Source organism: Rhizobium sp. NZLR10, from assembly GCF_019685125.1.
Classification (GTDB): Bacteria; Pseudomonadota; Alphaproteobacteria; order Rhizobiales; family Rhizobiaceae; genus Rhizobium.
The window spans coordinates 1-21459 of the sequence record NZ_JABDWE010000020.1; the positions used below are offsets into that span (position 1 = coordinate 1).

18 protein-coding genes are annotated in these 21459 nt (G+C 62.0%); 17 read left to right on the forward strand and 1 reads right to left on the reverse strand.

Annotated features, from left to right (window positions below; all coding sequences use genetic code 11):
- Positions 1-444 precede the first annotated feature (444 nt).
- From HJB82_RS25465 to HJB82_RS25545, 17 genes are all read left to right on the forward strand, one after another.
- The gene (locus tag HJB82_RS25465; RefSeq protein ID WP_164007994.1) at positions 445-783 is read left to right on the forward strand and encodes a hypothetical protein; all 339 of its coding nucleotides are present in this window, start codon (positions 445-447) and stop codon (positions 781-783) included.
- Between the two features lie 139 nt (positions 784-922).
- Positions 923-1129: a hypothetical protein gene (locus tag HJB82_RS25470; RefSeq protein ID WP_007631295.1), complete on the forward strand. Its 207-nt coding sequence runs from the start codon at positions 923-925 to the stop codon at positions 1127-1129.
- A gap of 152 nt (positions 1130-1281) precedes the next feature.
- The gene (locus HJB82_RS25475) at positions 1282-2088 is read left to right on the forward strand and encodes a pseudouridine synthase (protein ID WP_221141861.1); all 807 of its coding nucleotides are present in this window, start codon (positions 1282-1284) and stop codon (positions 2086-2088) included.
- Positions 2089-2102: 14 nt separating this feature from the next.
- On the forward strand, positions 2103-2789 hold the full coding sequence (locus HJB82_RS25480; RefSeq protein ID WP_221116435.1) for a phosphoribosyltransferase: 687 nt from the start codon (positions 2103-2105) through the stop codon (positions 2787-2789).
- A gap of 102 nt (positions 2790-2891) precedes the next feature.
- Positions 2892-4634, forward strand: coding sequence for an SLC13 family permease (locus tag HJB82_RS25485; RefSeq protein ID WP_221116347.1), 1743 nt, complete (start codon positions 2892-2894; stop codon positions 4632-4634).
- 82 nt (positions 4635-4716) lie between these two features.
- Positions 4717-5661: a phosphoribosylaminoimidazolesuccinocarboxamide synthase gene (locus tag HJB82_RS25490; protein WP_207584367.1), complete on the forward strand. Its 945-nt coding sequence runs from the start codon at positions 4717-4719 to the stop codon at positions 5659-5661.
- Positions 5662-5767: 106 nt separating this feature from the next.
- A complete protein-coding gene (locus HJB82_RS25495; RefSeq protein ID WP_207581620.1) occupies positions 5768-6370 on the forward strand; it encodes a TetR family transcriptional regulator in 603 nt (200 codons plus the stop codon).
- A gap of 155 nt (positions 6371-6525) precedes the next feature.
- Positions 6526-7737: an efflux RND transporter periplasmic adaptor subunit gene (locus tag HJB82_RS25500; RefSeq protein WP_207581621.1), complete on the forward strand. Its 1212-nt coding sequence runs from the start codon at positions 6526-6528 to the stop codon at positions 7735-7737.
- Positions 7738-7784: 47 nt separating this feature from the next.
- Complete coding sequence (locus HJB82_RS25505; protein WP_207581622.1) at positions 7785-10895, forward strand: efflux RND transporter permease subunit; 3111 nt, start codon at positions 7785-7787, stop codon at positions 10893-10895.
- Positions 10896-11046: 151 nt separating this feature from the next.
- Positions 11047-12486, forward strand: a complete 1440-nt coding sequence (locus HJB82_RS25510; RefSeq protein WP_207581623.1) for an efflux transporter outer membrane subunit — start codon at positions 11047-11049, stop codon at positions 12484-12486.
- Between the two features lie 173 nt (positions 12487-12659).
- The gene (locus HJB82_RS25515; protein WP_207581624.1) at positions 12660-13703 is read left to right on the forward strand and encodes a LacI family DNA-binding transcriptional regulator; all 1044 of its coding nucleotides are present in this window, start codon (positions 12660-12662) and stop codon (positions 13701-13703) included.
- 1 nt (position 13704) lies between these two features.
- Positions 13705-14727, forward strand: a complete 1023-nt coding sequence (locus tag HJB82_RS25520; protein ID WP_207581625.1) for an ABC transporter substrate-binding protein — start codon at positions 13705-13707, stop codon at positions 14725-14727.
- A 67-nt stretch (positions 14728-14794) separates the two neighbouring features.
- The gene (locus HJB82_RS25525; RefSeq protein ID WP_207581626.1) at positions 14795-15622 is read left to right on the forward strand and encodes an ABC transporter permease; all 828 of its coding nucleotides are present in this window, start codon (positions 14795-14797) and stop codon (positions 15620-15622) included.
- Entirely contained in the window at positions 15619-16398 is a 780-nt protein-coding gene (locus HJB82_RS25530; protein ID WP_207581627.1) for an ABC transporter permease, read from the forward strand. Before HJB82_RS25525 ends, HJB82_RS25530 begins: the two co-directional genes overlap by 4 nt.
- Positions 16391-17416, forward strand: coding sequence for an ABC transporter ATP-binding protein (locus HJB82_RS25535; protein WP_207581628.1), 1026 nt, complete (start codon positions 16391-16393; stop codon positions 17414-17416). Before HJB82_RS25530 ends, HJB82_RS25535 begins: the two co-directional genes overlap by 8 nt.
- Before the next feature lie 4 nt (positions 17417-17420).
- Positions 17421-18341, forward strand: coding sequence for a nucleoside hydrolase (locus tag HJB82_RS25540; protein WP_207581629.1), 921 nt, complete (start codon positions 17421-17423; stop codon positions 18339-18341).
- Positions 18338-20125 (forward strand): adenine deaminase, encoded by a 1788-nt coding sequence (locus tag HJB82_RS25545; RefSeq protein ID WP_221141862.1) that lies wholly within the window; start codon positions 18338-18340, stop codon positions 20123-20125. Before HJB82_RS25540 ends, HJB82_RS25545 begins: the two co-directional genes overlap by 4 nt.
- A gap of 144 nt (positions 20126-20269) precedes the next feature.
- Here HJB82_RS25545 and HJB82_RS25550 read toward each other — a convergent pair whose 3' ends face one another.
- Entirely contained in the window at positions 20270-21439 is a 1170-nt protein-coding gene (locus tag HJB82_RS25550) for a M20 aminoacylase family protein (protein ID WP_221116360.1), read from the reverse strand.
- Positions 21440-21459: the final 20 nt, after the last annotated feature.

The following is a 21459-nucleotide window of genomic DNA, read 5'->3' on the forward strand; positions in this document are numbered from 1 at the left end:
GAACACAAACCAGCAATCGCCAATCCGCTTGAGTTTCTTTAGAACGAAAGACTTCGTCGCCAGCAGCGCCGCCGCCCTCGTTCAGTGAGTGGGCTTATAGAACTAACCCTCCCAAACAGTCAACAGCCATGCCGAAAGTTTTTTGACAATTTTGTAACAGGCTGATTCGGCTGGCATTTTTGTCGGTGGACATTATCCACAAGGGGCTGTCGCGGGGCGGATTCCTGAAAATTTGTTTATCGTCTGGTCAAAAATCCGTCGGAAAGTCGCTTTCAACTGGGGAAAGATAACGAAAAACAGTGGCTTGCGCGAATTTATGGTTAATGAAGGATCAAGCGCCCTCAATTGGCGAGCTTTAAATTTCCGTCACAAATCAACGGCGGGCATTTCGGAACCTATCTCCGTCTGAGGTGTTTTCTCTCCCATTGAAGGAAGGAGACCGACATGGCTGCCAACACCGATGATATCAGAGCATCTGTCAGCAAGGACATCGCCGCACTCCAACAGGAAGTCTCGCGCCTGCAGAAGATGATTTCCGCTCAAGGCGCCGAAGCCTATTACGAAGTGCGCGGCCGCGCCGGCAAGGCTTATGAAGAAGCCCTGCCCCGGGCAAAGAACGCCGTCGCACAAATCAAGGCTGAAGGCGTCGCTGCCGCCGACGCCGCCCGCGAGCATCCGGCCGCAACGACCACCGCGCTGGCGCTTGCAGGCGCCATCGGATTCCTCGCCGGATATCTGCTGTCCGGCAGTCAACAGCCGCAACCTCGGCAATGGTGGCGCTAAGTCGCCACATCCACGCATCAACCGGTTCTTTACGCACCCGCCGATCTGTCTTTCGGTCGGGTGCGTAAACGCTTATGTCTTACAAAAACCAATTTTTAATGCCAGCTATGGGAACATAAAAAACGAAGGGAGGACTACCATGGAAAACAAGAGGGCCAACTGCATCATCGAAGTCAGCGTCGACGGCGCCAATGGTCGTCACGCCGTCGGCATCATGAATATGCGCCAGGCACTCGACCTGCCGGAAATGCCAAGCCTGTCATACACACATCCGGACCCGGTCAAGGCCGCCGCCGGCATCGTCGTCAGCCGCAAGGAACTGGCCGGCTTCATGGTCTGCCGCTGAGGCGGTCAGATCCCAGCAAGCCCCCCACGGCGCTTTGCCCTTAAGCGCTGAGGCCTTTTGCGGCATTTCATTCCCTCCGTTTTTCTTTGCGTCGCTGGTATCCGTGCGCCGTTCATGCCAAGAGAGGGCACGAGGCAAGACAAGGACGTCAGATGAGGGAGCGGCGCCCACCGCATAAGACGCGTGAGCGGACAAAGCCCGCCGATAGCGCTGCAGGTAAACGGGTCATTCTTCCCCGCGCCCTCTCCAAGCTCGGTTATTGCTCCCGAACGCAGGCCGAACGGCTGATTGCCGAAAACCGCGTCGCCGTCGACGGCCGCACCATCACCGATATCGCCGCATGGGTTGATCTTGCAACTGCGCGGATCAGCGTCGACGGGCTCGTTGTCGCTGCAGAGGCGAAAATCTATCTGATGCTCAACAAGCCCCGCGGTCTCGTCACGACCCGCCATGATCCCGAAGGCAGGCCGACGGTCTATGATTGCCTCCGGGATTTTGACATCCCGCATCTCTCCCCCGTCGGCCGGCTCGACAAGGCAAGCGAGGGGCTGCTGCTGTTCACCAACGACACCGAATTCGCCCAGATCCTGCTCGATCCGATCACCCATGTCACGAAGACCTACCATGTCCAGATCGGCGGCGTCATGGACGATGAGGGTATCGCCGCCATGACATCGGGCATCCGCGACAACGGCGAATTGCTGACGGCGACCGCCGCGCGGCGCTTGCGCCAGGGTGACAGGAATTCATGGATCGAGGTCGAGCTCGACGAGGGCCGCAATCGCCAGATCCGCCGCATGCTGGAGGCACTCGGAACCGAATGCCTGCGCCTGGTGCGCGTCGCAATCGGCGGGCTCGAACTCGGCGAACTGGCGAAAGGCGCCGTGCGTCCGCTGAGCGAGGCGGAACTGCAGGTGCTGCGTCGTAGAACCGGTGTGGAAAGGTCGAGACGCAATTGACCGATGTGATGGCGATGGCGCCGCATGATTTCTGGCAGGAGATTCATCTTCCCGGCACCTTTCCCGACGACCAGGAATTCACCTCCTTTTATGTCGCCGCGCTGGAGGATGGCCGCCAACTTCGCCTGCCGATCCGCATACTGGCAGATGGCGATCACGCCCTCGCCTCGCTGATCGTCAACCAGGCGAGCTTCGCCGTGCTCGATGCGCTCGCCGAAAGCCTCGTCGAAAAGATCAGGCCCATGCGCATCGATGTTGTCGCCGGCCTGCCGACGCTTGGCCTGACGCTTGCCGCCGCCGTGGCCCAGAAGCTCGGTCATAGCAGGTACGTTCCGCTCGGTACCTCACGCAAATTCTGGTACCGCGACGAGCTCTCCGTTGCCTTGTCCTCGATCACCACGCCGACGCAACAGAAACGGCTCTATATCGATCCGCGAATGCTGCCGCTGCTGACCGGACGGCGCGTCGCTCTGATTGATGACGTCATTTCCAGCGGCGCCTCGATCGCCGCCGGTCTTCACCTGCTGACGGCCTGCGGCATCGAACCCGCCGCCATCGGTGCGGCGATGCTGCAATCGGAGCGCTGGCGCGAGAGCCTTGCGGCCGTCGCACCGCAATGGATCGCGCGCACCGTCGGCGTTTTCGCAACGCCCATTCTGGAGCGGAACGCAGCGGGCCGGTGGCAGGCTTCGCCAGCTTGATGCGAGATATGGGAATTGTCCAATCTTTGCCTGAAGGCACCTCTGTACAGCGCATGAGGAACGATTACAGTCCGCCTCGTCGATGAAACACCGGATCCATGCATGACGTTCGAGCAAGCATCCCTGCTGATCCTTCTGCTGGCGATGCTCGTTCTCTTCTCACTCGATCGCTTCCGCATCGAGGTGGTCTCGATCGCCGGTCTGCTTGCCGGCCATGCACTCGGCCTTTATCCCGCCGATCAGATCTTCACGGGCTTCGCCAGCCCCGTCGTCGTCACCGTCGTCGAGATCCTGCTGATCGTCCAGGTGCTGGCGCGCGCCAGGCTCTTCGACGGTCTTGCTGCCCGTTTCGCGGCCGCGGGCCCCTCGGGTTTCCAGGTCATATCAGGCATTTCTTCTCTTACCGGCGTCATCTCCATCTTTATGAACAATATCGGTGCCTTTGCGATCACCCTGCCGGTGGCGCTGCGGCTCGGCACGGCTCTGGCCATCCCCCGCCGCCAGCTCGTCATGCCGGTCTCATTCGCAGCCCTGCTCGGCGGTCTCGTTTCGCTGATCGGCACGCCGGCCAACCTGCTCGTCAGCGATGCGCTCACTAAAGCGACCGGCGTGAGCTTTCGCTTTTTCGATTTCGCCTATGTTGGCCTGCCGGTCGCAATCGCCGGCATTTTTATCATCGCCTTTCGCGTGCAACGGCTGTTTCCATATCTCGACGAGGCGCCGGCGACGACCTTTCCGGCCACGCGCCGTATCGTCGTCGAGCGTCGCATCCCCGATGTTTCGCCGCTGATCGGCGTGCGGCTTTCCGATTGCCCCCCGCGTTTCGGCATCAAGCCGCATGCGCTGATCCGTGGCGACAATTTCGTCTTCGGACCGCTCGACCAATCGGTGATCGAAGCCGGCGACGTGCTGCTTGCCGAAGGCGGCGATACGGTCTTTGTCGGCCTTGCCGCCGCGCAGGCGCTGATGGCTGATGCCCATCCGCACGGCCTGCAGCCGGATTTTACCCGTGTCGAAGCCGTCGTCATGCCGGAAAGCACGCTGGTCGGATCGCGGATCCGTTCGCTCGAAATCTTTCACAGTCGCGGCGTCGCAGTCACCGCTCTTTCCATGCGCGCGCCGCGCATAGAGGGCCGATTCCTCGACCTGCAGCTGTCGATTGGCGATATACTGACGTTAGAGGGGCCGCGCATAGCGATCGCCGAAGCGCTTGAAGAAAGCGAGTGCCTGCCGCTCGCTTCGGCTGCTTCGAGCGAACCCGCTTCGCTCTCCTGGCGGCCCTTCGCGCTCTTTGCCTGCGGCATCGCCGCCTCCGCGGCCGGCTTGCGTCCTGATGTTTCCTTTGCCGGCGTCGTGCTAGTGCTTGCCCTGCTCAATCATCTGAACATCCGCCAGGCGATGGCCGATCTCAATTGGCCGATCATTATCATGCTGGCGGCAATGATCCCGATCGGTCAGGCGGTGGCAACCACCGGAGCGGCCGAAACCATCGCCGGCTGGCTGAGCCTCGTCGTGCCGATCACCCATCCGCTCTTCGGCATTGCTCTGATCCTCTTCCTCGCGATGGCGCTGACGCCCTTCGTCAACAACGCGACGGTCGCAATCGTCCTGGCCCCGATCGCATTGGAATTCGCGAAAGCCGGCAACCATGCGCCGCACGCCTATCTGATCGCTGTCGCAGCCGGCGCCTCGCTCGATTTCCTGACGCCCTTCGGCCATCATAACAATACGTTGGCAATGGGCATTGGCGGCTACCGTTTCAGCGACTTCCTGCGCGCCGGCTGGCCACTTGCCGTTACAAGTTACGGCCTCGCTTTGTTTCTCCTGGCTCTGTTCTGGCTGTGATGCGATACTTGGGCGCCACCTTGACTTCCCGGCAATGAAACGACAGGAAGCCTTCACCCAATCACAAGGACAGTCGAGCGCCGTGCGAATCCTCTCCGAAGCCCATTTCCCGGAACTGCCGAACTATTATCGCGGCAAGGTGCGAGAGAATTATGATCTTCCGGACGGACGCCGGATTATCATCAGCACCGACCGGTTGAGCGCTTTCGACCGCATTCTCACCTGCATTCCCTATAAGGGCCAGGTGCTCACGCAGACGGCGCGCTACTGGTTCGAGGCGACAAGGGATATCTGCCCGAACCACGTTCTCGACTATCCCGATGCGAATGTCGTCATCGGCACGCGGCTCGACATCCTGCCGGTCGAAATCGTCGTGCGCGGTTATCTCGCTGGCACCACCGGCACGTCGATCCTGACACTCTATAAGAAGGGTGAGCGCGAGATGTACGGCATGCGCCTGCCCGACGGCATGCGCGACAACCAGATCCTGCCCGAACCCGTCATCACCCCGACCAGCAAGGAATTCGATGGCGGCCATGATGAGCCGCTGACCCCTGACGAAATCGTCACGCGTAGCCTTCTGACCAAGGAGCAGTGGCAGACCCTATCGCGATACGCGCTTGCGCTCTTCGCCCGCGGCCAGGAGATGGCCGCGAAACGCGGTCTGATTCTGGTCGACACCAAATATGAATTCGGCACCGATGGCGACGGCAATATCATCCTCGCCGACGAGATCCACACGCCCGACAGCAGCCGCTACTGGCTTGCCGAAAGCTATCCGGCAAGCTTCTCCGCCGGAAAACGTCCGGAAAGTTTCGACAAGGATTTCGTCCGCGCCTGGGTGGCCGAGCGCTGCGATCCCTATAAGGATGAGATCCCTGAAATCCCTGCTGAACTGATTGAGCAGACCTCGGCCGTCTATATCAAGGCGTATGAGGCGATCACCGGCCAGCGCTTTGTGCCCGACGATAGTGGCGAGACGCCGCTTGCCCGTGTCCGAAAGAACCTCGCCCCCTACTTCCTCTGAGATGGCGGCGTGCGAAAGCGGCTGGCTAATCACCGGCTTGCTGCATTTCGTGCAATCGCGCTAACATCAGCCGAAAGAAGGATCGGGCTCGCCCGGCGGGGGACGGATGGCAAGAAGGCCGAGACGCAAGGCCGAGGAAACGCGAGAAGACATCCTCTCCATGGCGGAGATGCTGTTTCGCGAGCGCGGCTATGTCGCGGTGTCGATTGCCGACATCGCCGGCGCGCTCCACATGTCGCCGGCCAATGTCTTCAAGCATTTCCGTTCCAAGGTCGCGCTGATCGATGCGATCGCCGGGCGCCATCTCGACAATGCGACCGAGCGTTTCGCAGCCTTCGACCAGGACCTGCCGCCGAAGGAGCAACTGCTTCGCTTCGTCCTTCGCCTGCTGGAAGGCCATCTGCAGGACATCCAGAAGAACCCTTACATCTTCGAAATGGTGCTTTCGACAATCGAAGCCAAACTCGAGGCCGGCAACCGTTATCGCGCCCGTATCGAAGAAAAGCTCGGTGAGATCATCCGCGAAGGAATGGCGGAGGGACGTTATCATTGCCGCGATCCCGAGAGCGCGGCACGCACCGTCGCAGACGTGCTCGCCTGCGTGCTGCACCCTATCCTGATCGCCCGCGACGACAAGGAAACACTCGTACACCGCGCCGAGCACATCGTGGGCTTCGTCGATGCCGCACTGCAAAATAACGCTTGCTAAGTGACGATTGCTGACTTACGTCACTTCGTAAAGCTTTTGTTAAATTCGGATGATGGCATTTGAATGCCGAACCAGTCCTGACGCTTATAAGCCTGCGCTCGGCTGAGCCGAGCCCGTGGATCGAACGGCCATTGCCACCGCACAGGGAATTCAGAATGATACGGCGTGCCCTCCTCATCTCCTCGGCGCTGGCGTTCGGCGCATTGCTCGCAGCCTGCAGCGATAACGCCAGCAAGCCCGCCGGCAATGCAGGTGCCGGCGCGGCCCAGCAGGCCTCGCCCGTCGGTGTGATCACGCTGAAAAAGGGTAGTTTCCCGATTACCACGATCCTTCCCGGCCGCGCCGAGACCTTCCAGACGGCCGATATCCGGCCGCAGGTGAGCGGTCTCATCCGCGAGATCGCCTTTAAAGAAGGCGGCGAGATCAAGAAGGGCGATCTTCTCTACCAGATCGAGGATGCGCCCTATATCGCTGCCGTCGAGCAGGCGAAGGCAGCAATCTCCAAAGCCGAGGCGAGTGTGCCGAGCGCTGAAAGCAATCTCGACCGCTACCAGCGCCTCGTCGGCAGCGGCGCCACCCAGATCGAATTCGAAACAGCCAAGACGACACTTCTCCAGGCCAAGGCCGAAGTCGAGTCGGCAAAGGCAGCGCTGTCCGCCGCACAGATCGATCTCGACCACACCAGAATCATCGCGCCCTTCGACGGCATCAGCGACCAGACGGCCTATAATGTCGGCAACGTCGTTTCAGCCAATCAGACGACGGCGCTGACGACGATCCGCCAACTTGACCCGATCTATATCTCGCTGACGGAATCGAGCACCAACCTGCTGAAGCTGCGCGATGCGGTGGCCGCCGGCGACATCAAGGGCGCCGCCAATGTCGTCTTCCACCTGATCCTCGAAGACGGCAAGGAATACAATCAGCAGGGCAAGCTCGACATGTCGAAGCAGGTGGTCAGTGAGACCACAGGCACCTTCATTATCCGCGTACTCTTTCCAAATCCCGACCGTATCGTGCTGCCCGGTATGTATGTCCGGGCAACCGTCGAACTCGGCGCCGAGGCGGGTTATGCGCTGCCGCAGCTGGCGACGAGCCGTGATGCCAATGGCCGGCTGACGGCACAGTTCGTTTCCGCCGATGGCAAGGTCGAAACCCGCGCTTTCGAGAACAGCTCGCCCTCCAACAATTCCTGGCTCGTGACCGAAGGCATCAAGGACGGCGATCAGCTGATCGTCAGTGGCCTGCAATCGATCACCTCAGGCATGCCGGTGAAGCCGGTTCCGATGAAGATCACCGACAACGGCGTGGTCGTGGCTGCCGAGCAGCCCGCGGCCGGTGACGCACAGAAGCCCGCAGCGAAGTAATCGCTTCGAGCCCCTACGTCACCGTCTCAGCCGCACAGGAACAACCGATGGCCAAGTTTTTCATCCGACGTCCGATTTTCGCCTGGGTCATTGCGATCACCATCATGCTCGCCGGCCTGCTGGCGATCTCCACCCTGTCGATCTCGCAATATCCCGACATCGCGCCGACGACGGTCCGTATCAATGCCACCTATCGGGGCGCGAGTGCTGAGACCGTCGAGAAATCGGTGACGACGATTATCGAGGACGGCATGACCGGCCTCGACGATCTCACCTATATGACCTCAACCTCGTCGACGGGTTCGGCCAGCATCCAGCTGACCTTCGGGACGAGTGCCGACCCTGATATCGCCCAGGTACAGGTGCAGAACAAGCTGCAGCTGGTTCAGTCGCAGCTTCCGAGCGACGTCATCGATGCCGGGATCAGCGTCACCCGCTCGACCTCGAGCATTCTTCTCGTCGGCTCGCTCGTTTCCACCGACGGCAAGCGCAATTCGGTCGACCTCGGCAACATCGTGTCGACCTCGATCGAGGACCAGATCCAGCGCCTGGAAGGCGTCGGCAGCATCAACGTCTTCGGCTCAGGATACGCCATGCGCGTCTGGCTCGACCCCTTCAAGCTGCTGAAATACCAGTTGACGCCGAGCGACGTCACCGCAGCCATCCAGGCGCAGAACACCCAGGTCTCGGTCGGTTCGCTCGGTGCCCAGCCGGCGATCCCCGGCCAGCAGATCAACGTTACCATCACTGCGCAAAGTCAGCTGACCACCGTCGCCGATTTTGAGCACATCATCCTGAAGGTCGAAAAGGATGGCGCGACGGTGCGCTTAGGCGATGTCTCGCGCATCGAGATCGGCCAGGAAAGCTACGGCGGCAATTCGCGCTACAATGGCCAGCCCTCGACCGGTTTTGCCGTCAATCTGGCGATCGGCGCCAACGCCATCGATACCGCCGCCCGCGTGCGCTCTGCCCTCGCTGTCATCGGCCGCGGCCTGCCCGCCGGTGTGGAAATCACCTATCCCTACGACACGACGCCCTTTGTCGAGCTGTCTATCGAAAAGGTGGTGCACACGCTGATCGAGGCGATCGTGCTCGTTTTCGTGGTCCTTCTTATCTTCTTGCAGAACCTGCGGGCTACGCTGATCCCGACGATTGCCGTTCCCGTCGTCCTGCTCGGCACCTTCGGGGTGCTGGCGGTCACCGGCTATTCGATCAATACGTTGACGATGTTCGCGATGGTGCTGGCGATCGGCCTTCTCGTCGACGACGCCATCGTCGTCGTCGAAAACGTCGAACGCATCATGTCCGAAGAGAAGCTTTCGCCGCTCGAGGCGACGGAAAAGTCGATGGGCGAAATCACCGGCGCCATTGTTGGCATCGCCCTCGTCCTCACCGCCGTCTTCATTCCGATGGCTTTCTTTGGTGGTTCGACCGGCATCATCTATCGTCAGTTCTCGATCACCATCGTCTCGGCCATGCTGCTGTCGGCGCTCGTCGCCCTCGTGCTGACGCCCGCACTTTGCGCCACGATGCTGAAGCCGGTCGGCGAACACAGGAAACACCGCGTCGGCGACTGGTTCAACCGCAACTTCACGCGCTCGACCAACGGCTATGTCAGCACCATCGGCTATCTCTTGAAGCGGCCGATACGCGTCATGCTGGTCTTCCTGCTCGTCGGCGCCGGCTGCGCCTATCTCTTCACCCGCCTGCCGAGCTCGTTCTTGCCGCAGGAGGACCAGGGCGTGCTGCTGACCATCGTCACCACGCCGCCGGGCTCGACCACTCAGCAGACCCAGGCGGTTGTCGAAAAGGTCGAGAAGTACTATCGGGAAAATGAGAAGGATGCGGTCGAATCCGTGTTCGGCGCGCTCGGCTTCGGCTTTAACGGCTCCGGCCAGAACAGCGCCATCGTCTTCACCAAGCTCAAGGATTTCTCGCAGCGTACCGATCCGGTGCTGAGCGCCCAGTCAGTCGTCAACCGTGCGCTTGGCAGTTTCTTCAAGATCCGCGAGGCGCAGGTTTTCGCGCTTCTGCCGCCGGCGATCCAGGGCCTCGGCGTGTCGAGCGGCTTCTCCATGTATCTCGTCGATACCGGCGGCCACGGCAATGACGCCCTGACGGCCGCCTCCAAGCGGCTGATCCAGATGGGCAACACCTCGGGCAAGATCGTGGCGCTGCGCAGCAGCAACAAGGAAGTCGAGCCGCAGATGCGAATCGTGCTCGATCAGGAAAAGATCGGTGCGATGGGCGTCGACATCGCTGCGGTCAATTCGATGCTGTCGATCATCTTCACCGGCCGCGACGTCAACGATTTCACCCTGAACGGCGAGATCAAGCCCGTCTACGTTGAGGGCGATGCGCCCTTCCGCATGCAGCCGAGTGATCTCGACCACTGGTACGCACGCAACAATGACGGCGAAATGGTGCCATTCTCCGCCTTTACCCGGACTGAGTGGGTGAAAGGTGCGCCCTCGCTTGCCCGCTTCAACGCCGTCAGCGCCATTCCGCTCGACGGAGCTTCCGCACCCGGGATTTCTTCCGGCGATGCAATGAACGAAATGGAAGCGCTGACCGAACAGCTTGGCGGCGGTTATACCGTCGCCTGGCAGGGCATTTCCTATCAAGAGCGCCTTTCCGGTTCGCAGGCGCCGATGCTCTATGCGATCTCCGTTCTCGTCGTCTTCCTCTGCCTTGCAGCACTCTACGAAAGCTGGTCGATCCCCTTCTCGGTGATCATGGCGGTGCCTGTCGGTATTCTCGGGGCGCTGACGGCAGCAACCTTGTTCGGTCAGGCCAACGACGTCTATTTCAAGGTCGGCCTGCTCACAACCATCGGCCTGGCGGCAAAAAACGCGATCCTGATCGTCGAATTCGCCAAGGACCGCATGGAAAGCGGCATGGGCCTCTACGAAGCGACGCTGGAAGCAGCGAGATTGCGCCTGCGGCCGATCATCATGACCTCGCTTGCCTTCATTCTGGGCGTCGTGCCGCTGGCGATCGCGACAGGCGCGGGTTCGGCGGCACAAAACGCCATCGGTATCGGCGTTCTCGGCGGCATGCTGGCGGCGACGATGCTCGGAATCTTCTTCGTACCGTCCTTCTTTGTCGTCATTCGACGCATCTTTGCCACACGCGGAAAAAATGCGGCGGGAGTGTGATATAAATGCACTGTGATAATGCGGTTCTCGTTGCTACATTGCGGCCGACTGCTTCGGCATGGTGTTTTTTGGTAGGGCGAGGCGCGACGGCCGTTAGTGAAGCATGAAGCTTCGGACAAGAATTGACTTGCTCGAGTACAGGAAGAAATGAATGGTATCTCTTCGTATTGCCACACCGGCATTATTGTTATTGTTGTCGGGCTGCGTTGTTGGCCCGGATCATGTTCCTCCTGAGATGCCACTGCCCGCCAAATTCGGAGAGGGCAACACCAAGAGCGATGGCGATGTCACCACTGTGGCCTGGTGGAATGCGTTCAACGACCGCAAGCTGGACGGCTATGTCCAGAGCGGCCTCGACCAGAACCTGTCAATCCAGCAGGCGATCGAACGTATCAATGCGGCTTCCGCCAACGTCACCGTAGCAGGAGCCGGCGGCTTGCCGAACCTGACAGTCGACGCCTCGCACACGGTCAGCGGCCAGAGCGGTGAGCTGCGCACGCAGTTTGACACACGCAACACCAGCGGCGGCGAAGCACAGCTGAGCTGGCTGCTCGATATCTTCGGCCTCTACAAACGCAGCACGGAAGGCGCTCTCGCTTCGCTCGATTCCGCTTACGCATCCGCGGACGTTGCCAAGCTCACTCTCGTGCAGGACATGGTCTCGAGTTATATCGACGTCCGCTATTTCCAGCAGCGCCTGGCGCTTTCCAAGGCTAACCTGAAGTCTCGCCAGGAGACCTACGAACTCACCAAATTCCAGCTTGAAGCTGGTGCCGCCTCGCGTCTCGACGTCGTTCAGGCGGAAGGCTTGGTACAGTCGACGCTCGCCGAAATTCCCGGCCTCGAAACCAATATCCGCATTTCCGCCCATCACATCGCCACGTTGCTCGGCCTGCCGGCATCAGCTCTCGTCGATGAGCTGCTAAGGGGCGCCGGTCAGCCTGTGTTCCGCGGCAGCATCACCTCCGGCATCCCCGCGGACCTGATCCGTAACCGTCCTGATATTCGCGTAGCGGAACGTGACCTCGCTGCCGCAACGGCCAATATCGGCGTTGCCCAGGCGCAGCTTTATCCAAGCATCTCGCTCAGCGGCTCGATTTCGCCGGCCTATATTAATCAGCGCGGCATCCATGGCGGCCTGTCGCCCTGGTCCTTCGGCCCGACCCTCAACCTGCCGATTCTCGATGGCGGCCGCCTGCGCGCCAACGTCAAATCGGCACAGTCGGATGCTGCTACGGCCTATCTCAACTGGAAATCGACCGTGCTGACCGCGATCGAACAGGTCGAGAACGCGCTTTCGGCCGTCCGGCGTGACGCCCGCACGGTCTCGGCACTCCAGGCACAGGTAAAGACCACGCAAGAGACGCTCGAACTTTCCACAGCATCCTACAAGGACGGCGCTTCCTCGCTGCTCGACGTTCTCGACGCCCAGCGCCAGGTTTCGCTTGCCCAAGCAAGCCTTGCCGCAGCCGTCCAGCAGATGGCCAAGGACTATGTCTCGCTGAACGTCGCGGTCGGCGGCGGCTTTGCCCCCGGCGGCAAGACGACCGTAGCCAACACCACTGTCGTGGTGAAGCCCGCGAAAACCTGATCGGCCGCCTTGTGCCGTCTGACGTACAGAGCCCCGCGATCGTCTCGCGGGGCTTTTTTCATGTCGACCAAATTTTGTATCCGGATAACTCACATAAGATGAATTGGGAATCGACAAGCGAAAAGAGCTGAGGTAGAGCTTGATTAAACGATTAATCAAGAGCGCCGTCGATCATGGCTTCATCGCGTTCGGGACCGAACCTCAGCAGGATAGCAACGTCGCTCGGCGTTTCCGTCGCCACGGTCTCCAATGCGTTGTCCGGCAAGGGTCGGGTATCCGGCCAACTGGTTGAAAGGATCCGCGAGCATGCGGCCGAACTCGGTTATGTCCCGAGCCAGGCCGGGCGGGCCCTGAGGACCGGCCGCAGCGGCGTTCTCGGCCTGGTGCTGCCCGATATCGCCAATCCGCTGTTCCCGAAAATTGCCCAGGCGATCGAATTCGCCGCTTCCGCCGCCGGTTACGGCGTGCTGATCGCCGATTCCCGCGGCGATGTCGCCAAGCAGACCGAGGCGATCAATCGGCTGGTCGAGCGCGGCGTCGACGGCATGGTCATCATTCCCCGCCGCGCCACTCGCATTTCCGCCGCCGCCTGCCCGGTCGCCGTTATCGACACCGCGTCGACGCCAGGCAATACCGTTGCCGCCGACCATTGGCAGGGCGGGTGCGAAATCGCCGGCCATCTCGCCAGCCTCGGCCATCGCCGCATCCTCATCATCGGCAACAATCAGGAATCCAACGTCCAGAATGACCGCGCCGGCGGCATCCGCTCCGGCATGCGCCCGGGCATGCATTCGGAAACACTGTGGATCGAGAGACTGGAGCAGGATGGCGGCAGCGGCTGCCCGCTCGGTCTCGCCGAAAAAGTCAGGCAGGGGTTCACCGCCTTCGCAGCACTCTCCGACCTGCAGGCGCTGCGCGCGCTGACGGAGCTGCAGCAGGCCGGCATCAACATTCCGGCCGACGTCAGCGTCACCGGCTTCGACGACCTCATTTGGTCGCCGGTCGTCACGCCGTCGCTGACGACGGTTCGTATGGATATGGACGCTATTGCCGGGATTGCCGTGTCGGCGCTGGTGGATACCATAAGAAAAAGCAGCATGCGGCAAGGCATGCTGGTTACCGCCGAGATCAATCGCGTCGCGATGCAGCTGATCGTCCGCCAATCATCCGGGCCTGCGCACCCGGCACCAAAAACCTCAGAGATGGAGAACACGTAAGATGAAAAAAGCTCTCATTGCCTCGGCAGCGCTCGCTGCCCTGTCTCCGCTTGGAGCGGCCGCAGCCGATCGCACGCTGACCATTTCCGTCTATGCCTTTGCACAAGACGATTTCAAGACGCTGGTCTACGATCCCTTCGAGGCCAAATGCGGCTGCAAGCTGGTGGTCGAGACCGGCAACAGCGTCGAGCGTCTGGCCAAGCTGGAAGCCAACAAGGCCAATCCCGTCATAGATCTTGCCGCCGTTTCCATGGCCGATGCGCTGGCCGCCTCGCGCGCCGGCCTGATCGACAAGATCGACACCGCCAAGCTCCCCAATTTTGCCAAACTCTACGACGTCGCCAAGGACCCGAATGGCGACGGCATGAGCGTCGGTTATACCTTCTATGCCACCTCGATCGCCTATCGGTCCGACAAGATGAAGATCGATTCCTGGAACGATCTCTTGAAGCCGGAATATGTCGGGCACGTAGCCTTTCCGAACGTGACCACCAATCAGGGCCCGCCGGCGCTCTACATGCTGGGCTTGGCCCTTGGTAAGGATACGCCCGATCTGAAGGGACCCATCGAGGCGCTGGGCGAAAAGAAGGACGAGGTCGTCACCTTCTATGAAAAATCCTCGCAACTGGTGCAGCTGATGCAGCAGGAGGAGATCTGGGCAGCCCCGATCGGCCGTTTCTCCTGGGCCGGCTTCACCAAGCTCGACGTGCCGGTCGCCTGGGCGACACCGAAGGAGGGCCAGACCGGCGGCATGAATGTGTTGGTGCTGACCAAGGGTTCGAAGAACCAGGACCTCGCTTTGCAGTTCATGGATTTCTGGCTCTCGACCGATATCCAGACCAAGCTCGCCGAAAAGCTGATCGACAGCCCCGCCAACCGCGAGGTCAAGCTTTCCGAGGCAGCAGCCAACAACCTTACCTATGGCGAGGAAACCGCCAAGAGCCTCAAGCTGATCCCCTCCGCCGTCGCCCTCGACAACCGCGCCGGCTGGCTGAAGACATGGAACGAAAAGGTCGGCCAATAAGGCCTGTCTGAGAACCGGTCCCGGCTCCTCTGCCGGGACAATCCTCTGTCCGCTCGAAAGGCGCCTCATGTTCCAGAACCGCGCAGAAGCCCTGGCGCTTGCCCTGCCGGCAGCCGTCTTTGCGACCCTGGTCTTCCTGCTGCCCGTCGCGATCCTGCTGTCGGAGGGCTTCCATGCCGGCGGCGGCTGGACGCTGTCGGCCTATGCCGGTTTCTTCTCTGAGGCGCTGAACCGCACCGTTTTCCTGCGCAGCTTCCGGCTCGGCCTCGAAGTCACAGCTGTCTCGGCGGTCATCGGTTATGCCGCAGCCTTCGCCATCGTCCACCTGCCGCCGAATGGCAAGGGCCGTATGATCGGCCTAGTCACCTTGCCGCTGATGATCTCTCCGGTGGCGCGCACCTATGCCTGGATCGTCATTCTCGGCCGCACCGGGATCGTCAACCAGGCGATAGCGCGCCTGGGTCTCAGCGCCGAGCCGCTGCGGCTGCTGTTCACCGAAACCGCCGTCTTCATCGGTCTCTTGCAACTCTTTCTGCCTTTGATGATCCTGTCGCTGATCAGCTCCCTCGAGAACATGCCGAAGGATGCGATCCCCGCCGCCCGCGTGCTTGGCGCCAACTGGTTCCAGGTCTTCTGGAAGGTCATCCTGCCGCTGACCACGGAAGGCCTCGTCGTCGGCGGCACGCTTGTCTTCACCGGATCGCTGACCGCCTACATCACCCCGGCCGTGCTTGGCGGTTCAAAGGTGCTGATGCTGGAAACGCTGCTGTATCAGCAGGTTTCCGTCGCCAATGATTTCGTCTCGGCAAGCGTCATTGCCTTCATTCTGATCATCATGAGCTTTGCGGCCAACATCCTGCTGAAACGTCTTGCGACGGCGAGGAACCGCCGATGAGCCTCCGCCTGTTTTCGCCCATCGTGCTTTTCCTGCTGCTGGTCTTTCTGATCGGTCCGTTCCTGATCATCATTGCCGCTTCGTTATCGGCCGGCGATACGCTGGCCTTTCCGCCACAAGGCCTGTCGCTGCGGTGGGTCATGAAGGTGTTCACCGTCGAGAGTTTCCGCGACAGCTTCGCCATGTCGATGTTCCTCGCCGTGTTCGGAACGCTCGCCGCCCTCGTCCTCGGCATCCCGGCCGCCTACGCGCTCTCCCGCTACCGGCTGCCCGCGGCCGAGACCGTCCGCACCATCGTCTCGCTGCCGATTATCGTGCCGGGCATCATCGTCGGCCTGTCGCTGCTGCGTTATCTCGTCGTGCCCTTCGGCTTCGACATCACGCTGGCACTCTTCTTCGCCCATACGGCCCTCGTACTGCCCTATGCCGTGCGCGTCGTCTCGGCGAGCCTCGACAATCTGCGCTCGGACATCGAGGAGGCCGCCGTCCTGCTCGGCTCCTCCAGACTCGGCGCTTTTTTCCGCGTGGTGATGCCGAATATCCGCGGCGGCATCCTTGCCGCCTTCATCCTCGGCTTCGTCACCAGCTTCAATCAGGTGCCCGTCTCGCTCTTCCTCTCCGGTCCCGGCGTCCACACGCTGCCGATCGACATGCTGGGTTACATGGAAACCACCTACGACCCGTCGATCGCGGCGCTTTCCGCCCTCCTCGCCTTTCTCTCGATGGGCATCGTCTTCCTCGCCGAACGTTTCCTGGGATTCTCGCGCTATGTCTGATGCCTATCTTCAACTCGACAAGCTGACGCTTACCTATGGCGACACGGTCGCGGTCAGCAATCTCGACCTTACGATCGGCAAGGGCGAGCTCGTTGCCCTTCTCGGCCCCTCAGGCTGCGGCAAGACGACGACGATGCGGGCGATCGCCGGTCTGCTGAGGCCTACCTCCGGCCGTATCAGCCTCGATGGAGCCGATATCACCCGCGTCTCGGCCAACAAGCGCGCCGTCGGGCTCGTCTTCCAGTCCTACGCGCTTTTCCCGCATCTGACGGTTTATGAGAACGTCGCCTTCGGTTTGCGCCTCAAGGGTATCTCGGGCGCAGATCTCGACGCCCGTGTCGCCTCCGGCTTGAAATCGGTCGGCCTGTCGGCTTTCGCCCGCCGCAAGCCCGCCGAACTCTCCGGCGGCCAGCAGCAGCGCGTGGCGCTCGCCCGCTCGATGGTGATGGAGCCGAAAGTTCTGCTGCTCGACGAGCCGCTTTCCAATCTCGACGCCCGCCTTCGCCTTGAGATGCGCGCCGAATTGCAGCGGGTACAGAAGGAGACCGGCGTCACCATGATCTTCGTCACCCACGACCAGGTGGAGGCCTTGGCGCTTGCCGACCGCATCGTCGTGATGTTGAACGGGGGCATCGAACAAATCGGCACGCCGGAAGAGATCTACAACAATCCGGCCTCTGCCTTCGTCGCCGATTTCGTCGGCTTCGAGAATGTCTTCCCGCTGAAGGATGGAAAGCTTGTGACAACGAACGGCCCGATCGCCCTTTCCGGCCCCGCACCGCAAGCTGCGGCGGGCCTCGCCTGGCGGCCACGCAAAGTGATCCTCGGCTCGGGCACCTTTCAAGGCACCGTGCGCGGCACGTCTTTCGCAGGCAACACACGCGAATATCTCCTCGATACCGCGCTCGGCCCGATCAAGGCCGAGATTGATGCCGGTCTGCCGCCGCATGAGATCGGCAGCGCGCTCGCCTTCGACCTGCCGGTTGCCGGCGCGGCCAGCCTCAAGCGGTTCGGGTGAGATCATGGGCGTCTGGATCGACACCGACATGGGCTTCGACGACATCGCCGCCATTCTGGTGGTGGGTCAATCGGAATTTGACATCGACGGCGTATCGCTGGTCTTCGGCAATACGCCACTGCCGCAGGTGAAAACCAATGCCGCCTCCGCTGCCATTGCCTTCGGCTGGAAATTCCCGATCCACACCGGTCGCGCCATGCCTGTTCTCGGCAAGCTCGAAACCGCTCAGGCGATCCTCGGCGAAACCGGCATCCCGACCATCGGCAGGAGCCTGCCGGAGGCCCCCGCTCTTGCTGAAAGCGATGCCTTTGCAGCGCTTTGCCGGTGGTTGGAAGATCAGGGCCAGCACCGTATGCTGGCGCTCGGGCCCCTCACCAATATCGCCGCCGTGGCGCTCGCTCGCCCCGATCTTGCCGCCCGTATCAGCGAACTCGTCTGGATGGGCGGCGGCGTCACCTCAGGCAACCATACGGCGTCTGCCGAGTTCAACGCGCTCGCCGATCCCGAGGCCCTGTCGATCGTCATCGCCCATGGCCTGCCGCTGCGCATGGTCGATCTCGATCTCTGCCGCAAGGTGCTGGCAAGGCCGGAGGATGCCGAGCCGGTGCGCGATGCCGGCGGCGCCAATGCCGATCTGATCGCCGATATGTTTTCGGGTTATATCCGCATCGGCACCAGCCGCGGCCGCCCGGGCATGGCGATCTACGATCCCACAGCCGCCGTCGCCTTCGTCGCTGCCGATGTCGTCAGCTTCCGGCCCGCGCGTATCGACGTCGAACTGCAGGGCGCCTTGACCCGTGGCCGCACCGTCGTCGAGACCCGCGCCACGCATGCAGCCTTCAATGCCCAGTTTGCCGCCGACATCGATGCCGACAGGGCGCGTGTCATTATCCTTGAAGCCCTGGTCAACGAGGCCCGGAAATGAACGCCATCCCTCACCAGGAACCCGGCGATCTCAACGATCCCACCATGCGCGCGCGGGCCGTCGCCGCCGCACGCGGTGATGCTCCCTTCGATATGCTAATTACCGGCGGCCGGCTGCTCGACGCGGTGACGGGCCTGATCCGCGAGGCCGATATCGGCCTCGTTGGCGCCCTGATTGCGAGCGTCCACACCTCGGCAAGCCGCACGGATGCGGTCGAGATCATCGATGCGGCAGGCGGCATCGCAACACCCGGTCTGATCGACACCCACATGCATGTCGAAAGTTCGATGGTGACACCGGCGGAATATGCGAGCGCCGTGCTGGCGCGCGGCGTCACCACGGTCGTTTGGGATCCGCATGAATTCGCCAATGTCCATGGCCTTGACGGTGTGCGCTGGGCGATCGAGGCGGCACGCTGCCTGCCGCTGCGCATGATCCTGCTCGCTCCCTCCTGCGTGCCGTCGGCGCCCGGCCTGGAACTTGCCGGCGCCGATTTCGATGCCTCCGTCATCGCCGAGATACTGCGCTCCTCCGCCGTCGGCGGCGTCGCCGAGGTGATGAACATGCGTGGCGTCATCGACGACGATCCGCGCATGATGGCCATCGTCAATACCGGCCTTGCCTCCGGCAAGCTCGTCTGCGGTCATGCCCGCGGCCTCAAAGGCCCCGAACTCAACGCCTTCATGGCCTCGGGCATCACGTCCGACCACGAACTCACTTCCGGCGGCGACCTCGCGGCCAAGCTTGCCGCCGGCTTGACGATCGAGCTGCGCGGATCGCACGACCATCTGCTCCAGGAATTCGTCGAGGTGCTGAATGGTCTCGGCCACCTGCCCCCGACCGTGACACTCTGCACAGACGACGTCTTTCCCGATGAACTCTACGAAGGCGGCGGCCTTGACGACGTCGCCCGCCGGATGGTGCGCTACGGAATGAAGCCGGAGTGGGCGATCCGTGCCGCAACCTTCAACGCCGCACAGCGGCTGAAGCGATCCGATCTCGGCCTCATCGCCCCCGGCCGCCGCGCCGATATCGTGCTCTTCGAGGACCTTACGGAATTCCGGTCGCGGCTGGTCATCTCAAGCGGTCGCGTCGTCGCCCGCAACGGCAGCATGCAGGTTGACATCCAGCAGCTCGATCCGGCGCCGCTTGAAAATTCGGTGAAGCTCCCGCAATTTGCCGAAGATGATTTCCGCATTCCGTCGAGCTGCGAGCGCGTCCGTGTCGCCACCATCGACCGCCCGCGTTTCACGCAATGGGGTGAGGCGGAGACAGAGGTCAGAGACGGGTTCGTCGTACCGCCGGCCGGCAGCGCCATGATCGCCGTCGCCCATCGCCACGGCAAAGCCGACGGCACCCCGCGCATCGGCTTCCTCACCGGCTGGGGTGAATGGCGCGGCGCCTTCTGCACCACCGTCTCGCATGACAGCCACAACCTCACCGTCTTCGGCGGCAATGCGCGCGACATGGCGCTTGCCGCCAACGCCGTCATATCAGCCGGAGGCGGAATGGCCGTCGCCAAAGACGGAAAAATCGAGGCGCTCCTGCCGCTGCCGCTTTCGGGCCTAGTGACCGACGCATCGCTAAAGGACACCGCTTCGGCCTTTGCCGGCATCCGCAAGGCCATGGAAAAAATCGTCGACTGGAAACCGCCCTATCGGGTCTTCAAGGCCTGCTTCGGCGCAACGCTCGCCTGCAATGTCGGCCCGCACCAGACGGACCGGGGAATTGCCGATGTGGTGACGGGCGAGCTGCTGGAAAGTCCGGTGCTGGAGGTTTTGTAGGGCCGATTGAAGGGAGTGCCGTGCGGCCGCAAGCGCGGGTCTAAAGCGCGTCGGATTAGACTTGATTCATGTGACGCGCTTTAGCTCTTTGTTTTTATGCATGTCGTTATCCCGAAACCGCTGCACACTTCCGGGCGACATGCGTTAAATCCTCAACTCCCGCTCCACTAACGCCACCCAGTAAGCCGCCCCATATCCAAGCGCCCCATCGTTGAAATCATAAGCTGTGTTGTGATGCAGCGCCCCATCCACCGCTGGCCCGTTGCCGAGCCAGACGTAACAGCCCGGCGCATTCTGCGCGAAGAAAGCGAAGTCGTCGCCTGCCGTGGACGGCGGATAGTTTGTCCGCACCTTCCCGCCGAACACCGGGCCGGCGGCTGCGAGCGCCCGCGCTGTCGCATCCGCATCGTTGATAACAGGCGGAATCCGCCGCTCGAATACGTAGTCGACGGCAACCGCGTACATAGCCGCAGTGCCATGAGCCAACCGACCGATCTCAGTCTCCAGCTGATCGCGCACCTCGGGTGAATAGGCCCGCGCCGTCCCGCCGATCTCCACGATATCGGGAATGACATTCAGCGCCTTCGGGTCACCGGCCTGCAGGGAACACGCGCTGACGACGGCCGGCTGCAGCGGATCGACCACCCGTCCGACGATGGTCTGCAGCGATGACAGGAAGGTGCCGGCGGCCGTGATCGGATCGCGGCCGAGATGCGGCTTGGCGCCGTGGGTGCCGATGCCGCGAAAAGAGATGCGCCAGCTGTCGGAAGAGGCGAGCTGCGGCCCCTCGACCACGGCGATCTGGTCAATCGCAAGTCCAGGCATGTTATGCAGCCCGTAGACGGCATCGCAGGGGAAAAGTTTGAACAGCCCCTCCTCGACCATGCGCCTTGCCCCGCCTCGCCCTTCTTCCGCCGGCTGGAAGATGAAATGCACCGTGCCGGAGAAGCCTCGCGTCGCCGCAAGATGCCGCGCGGCACCGAGCAGCATCGCCGTATGACCGTCATGGCCGCAGGCATGCATCTTGCCGGGCACCGTCGATCTATAGGGCCGCTCCGCCGTTTCAGGCATGGCGAGCGCATCCATATCGGCCCTGAGCCCGATCCGGCGCGTGCCGTTGCCGACCTGCAACGTGCCGACCACACCGGTACCGGCCAGCCCGCGATGCACGGCGATGCCAGCCTCTTCGAGAAGTCGCGCGACGATACCGGCAGTGCGCTCCTCCTCGAAACCGAGTTCGGGATGGGCATGAAGATCGCGGCGCAAGGCCGTGAGGAACGGCAGATCGTCCTTGATCCGGGCGGGAATGCTCATGGGCCTGGAAATCCCTTCAT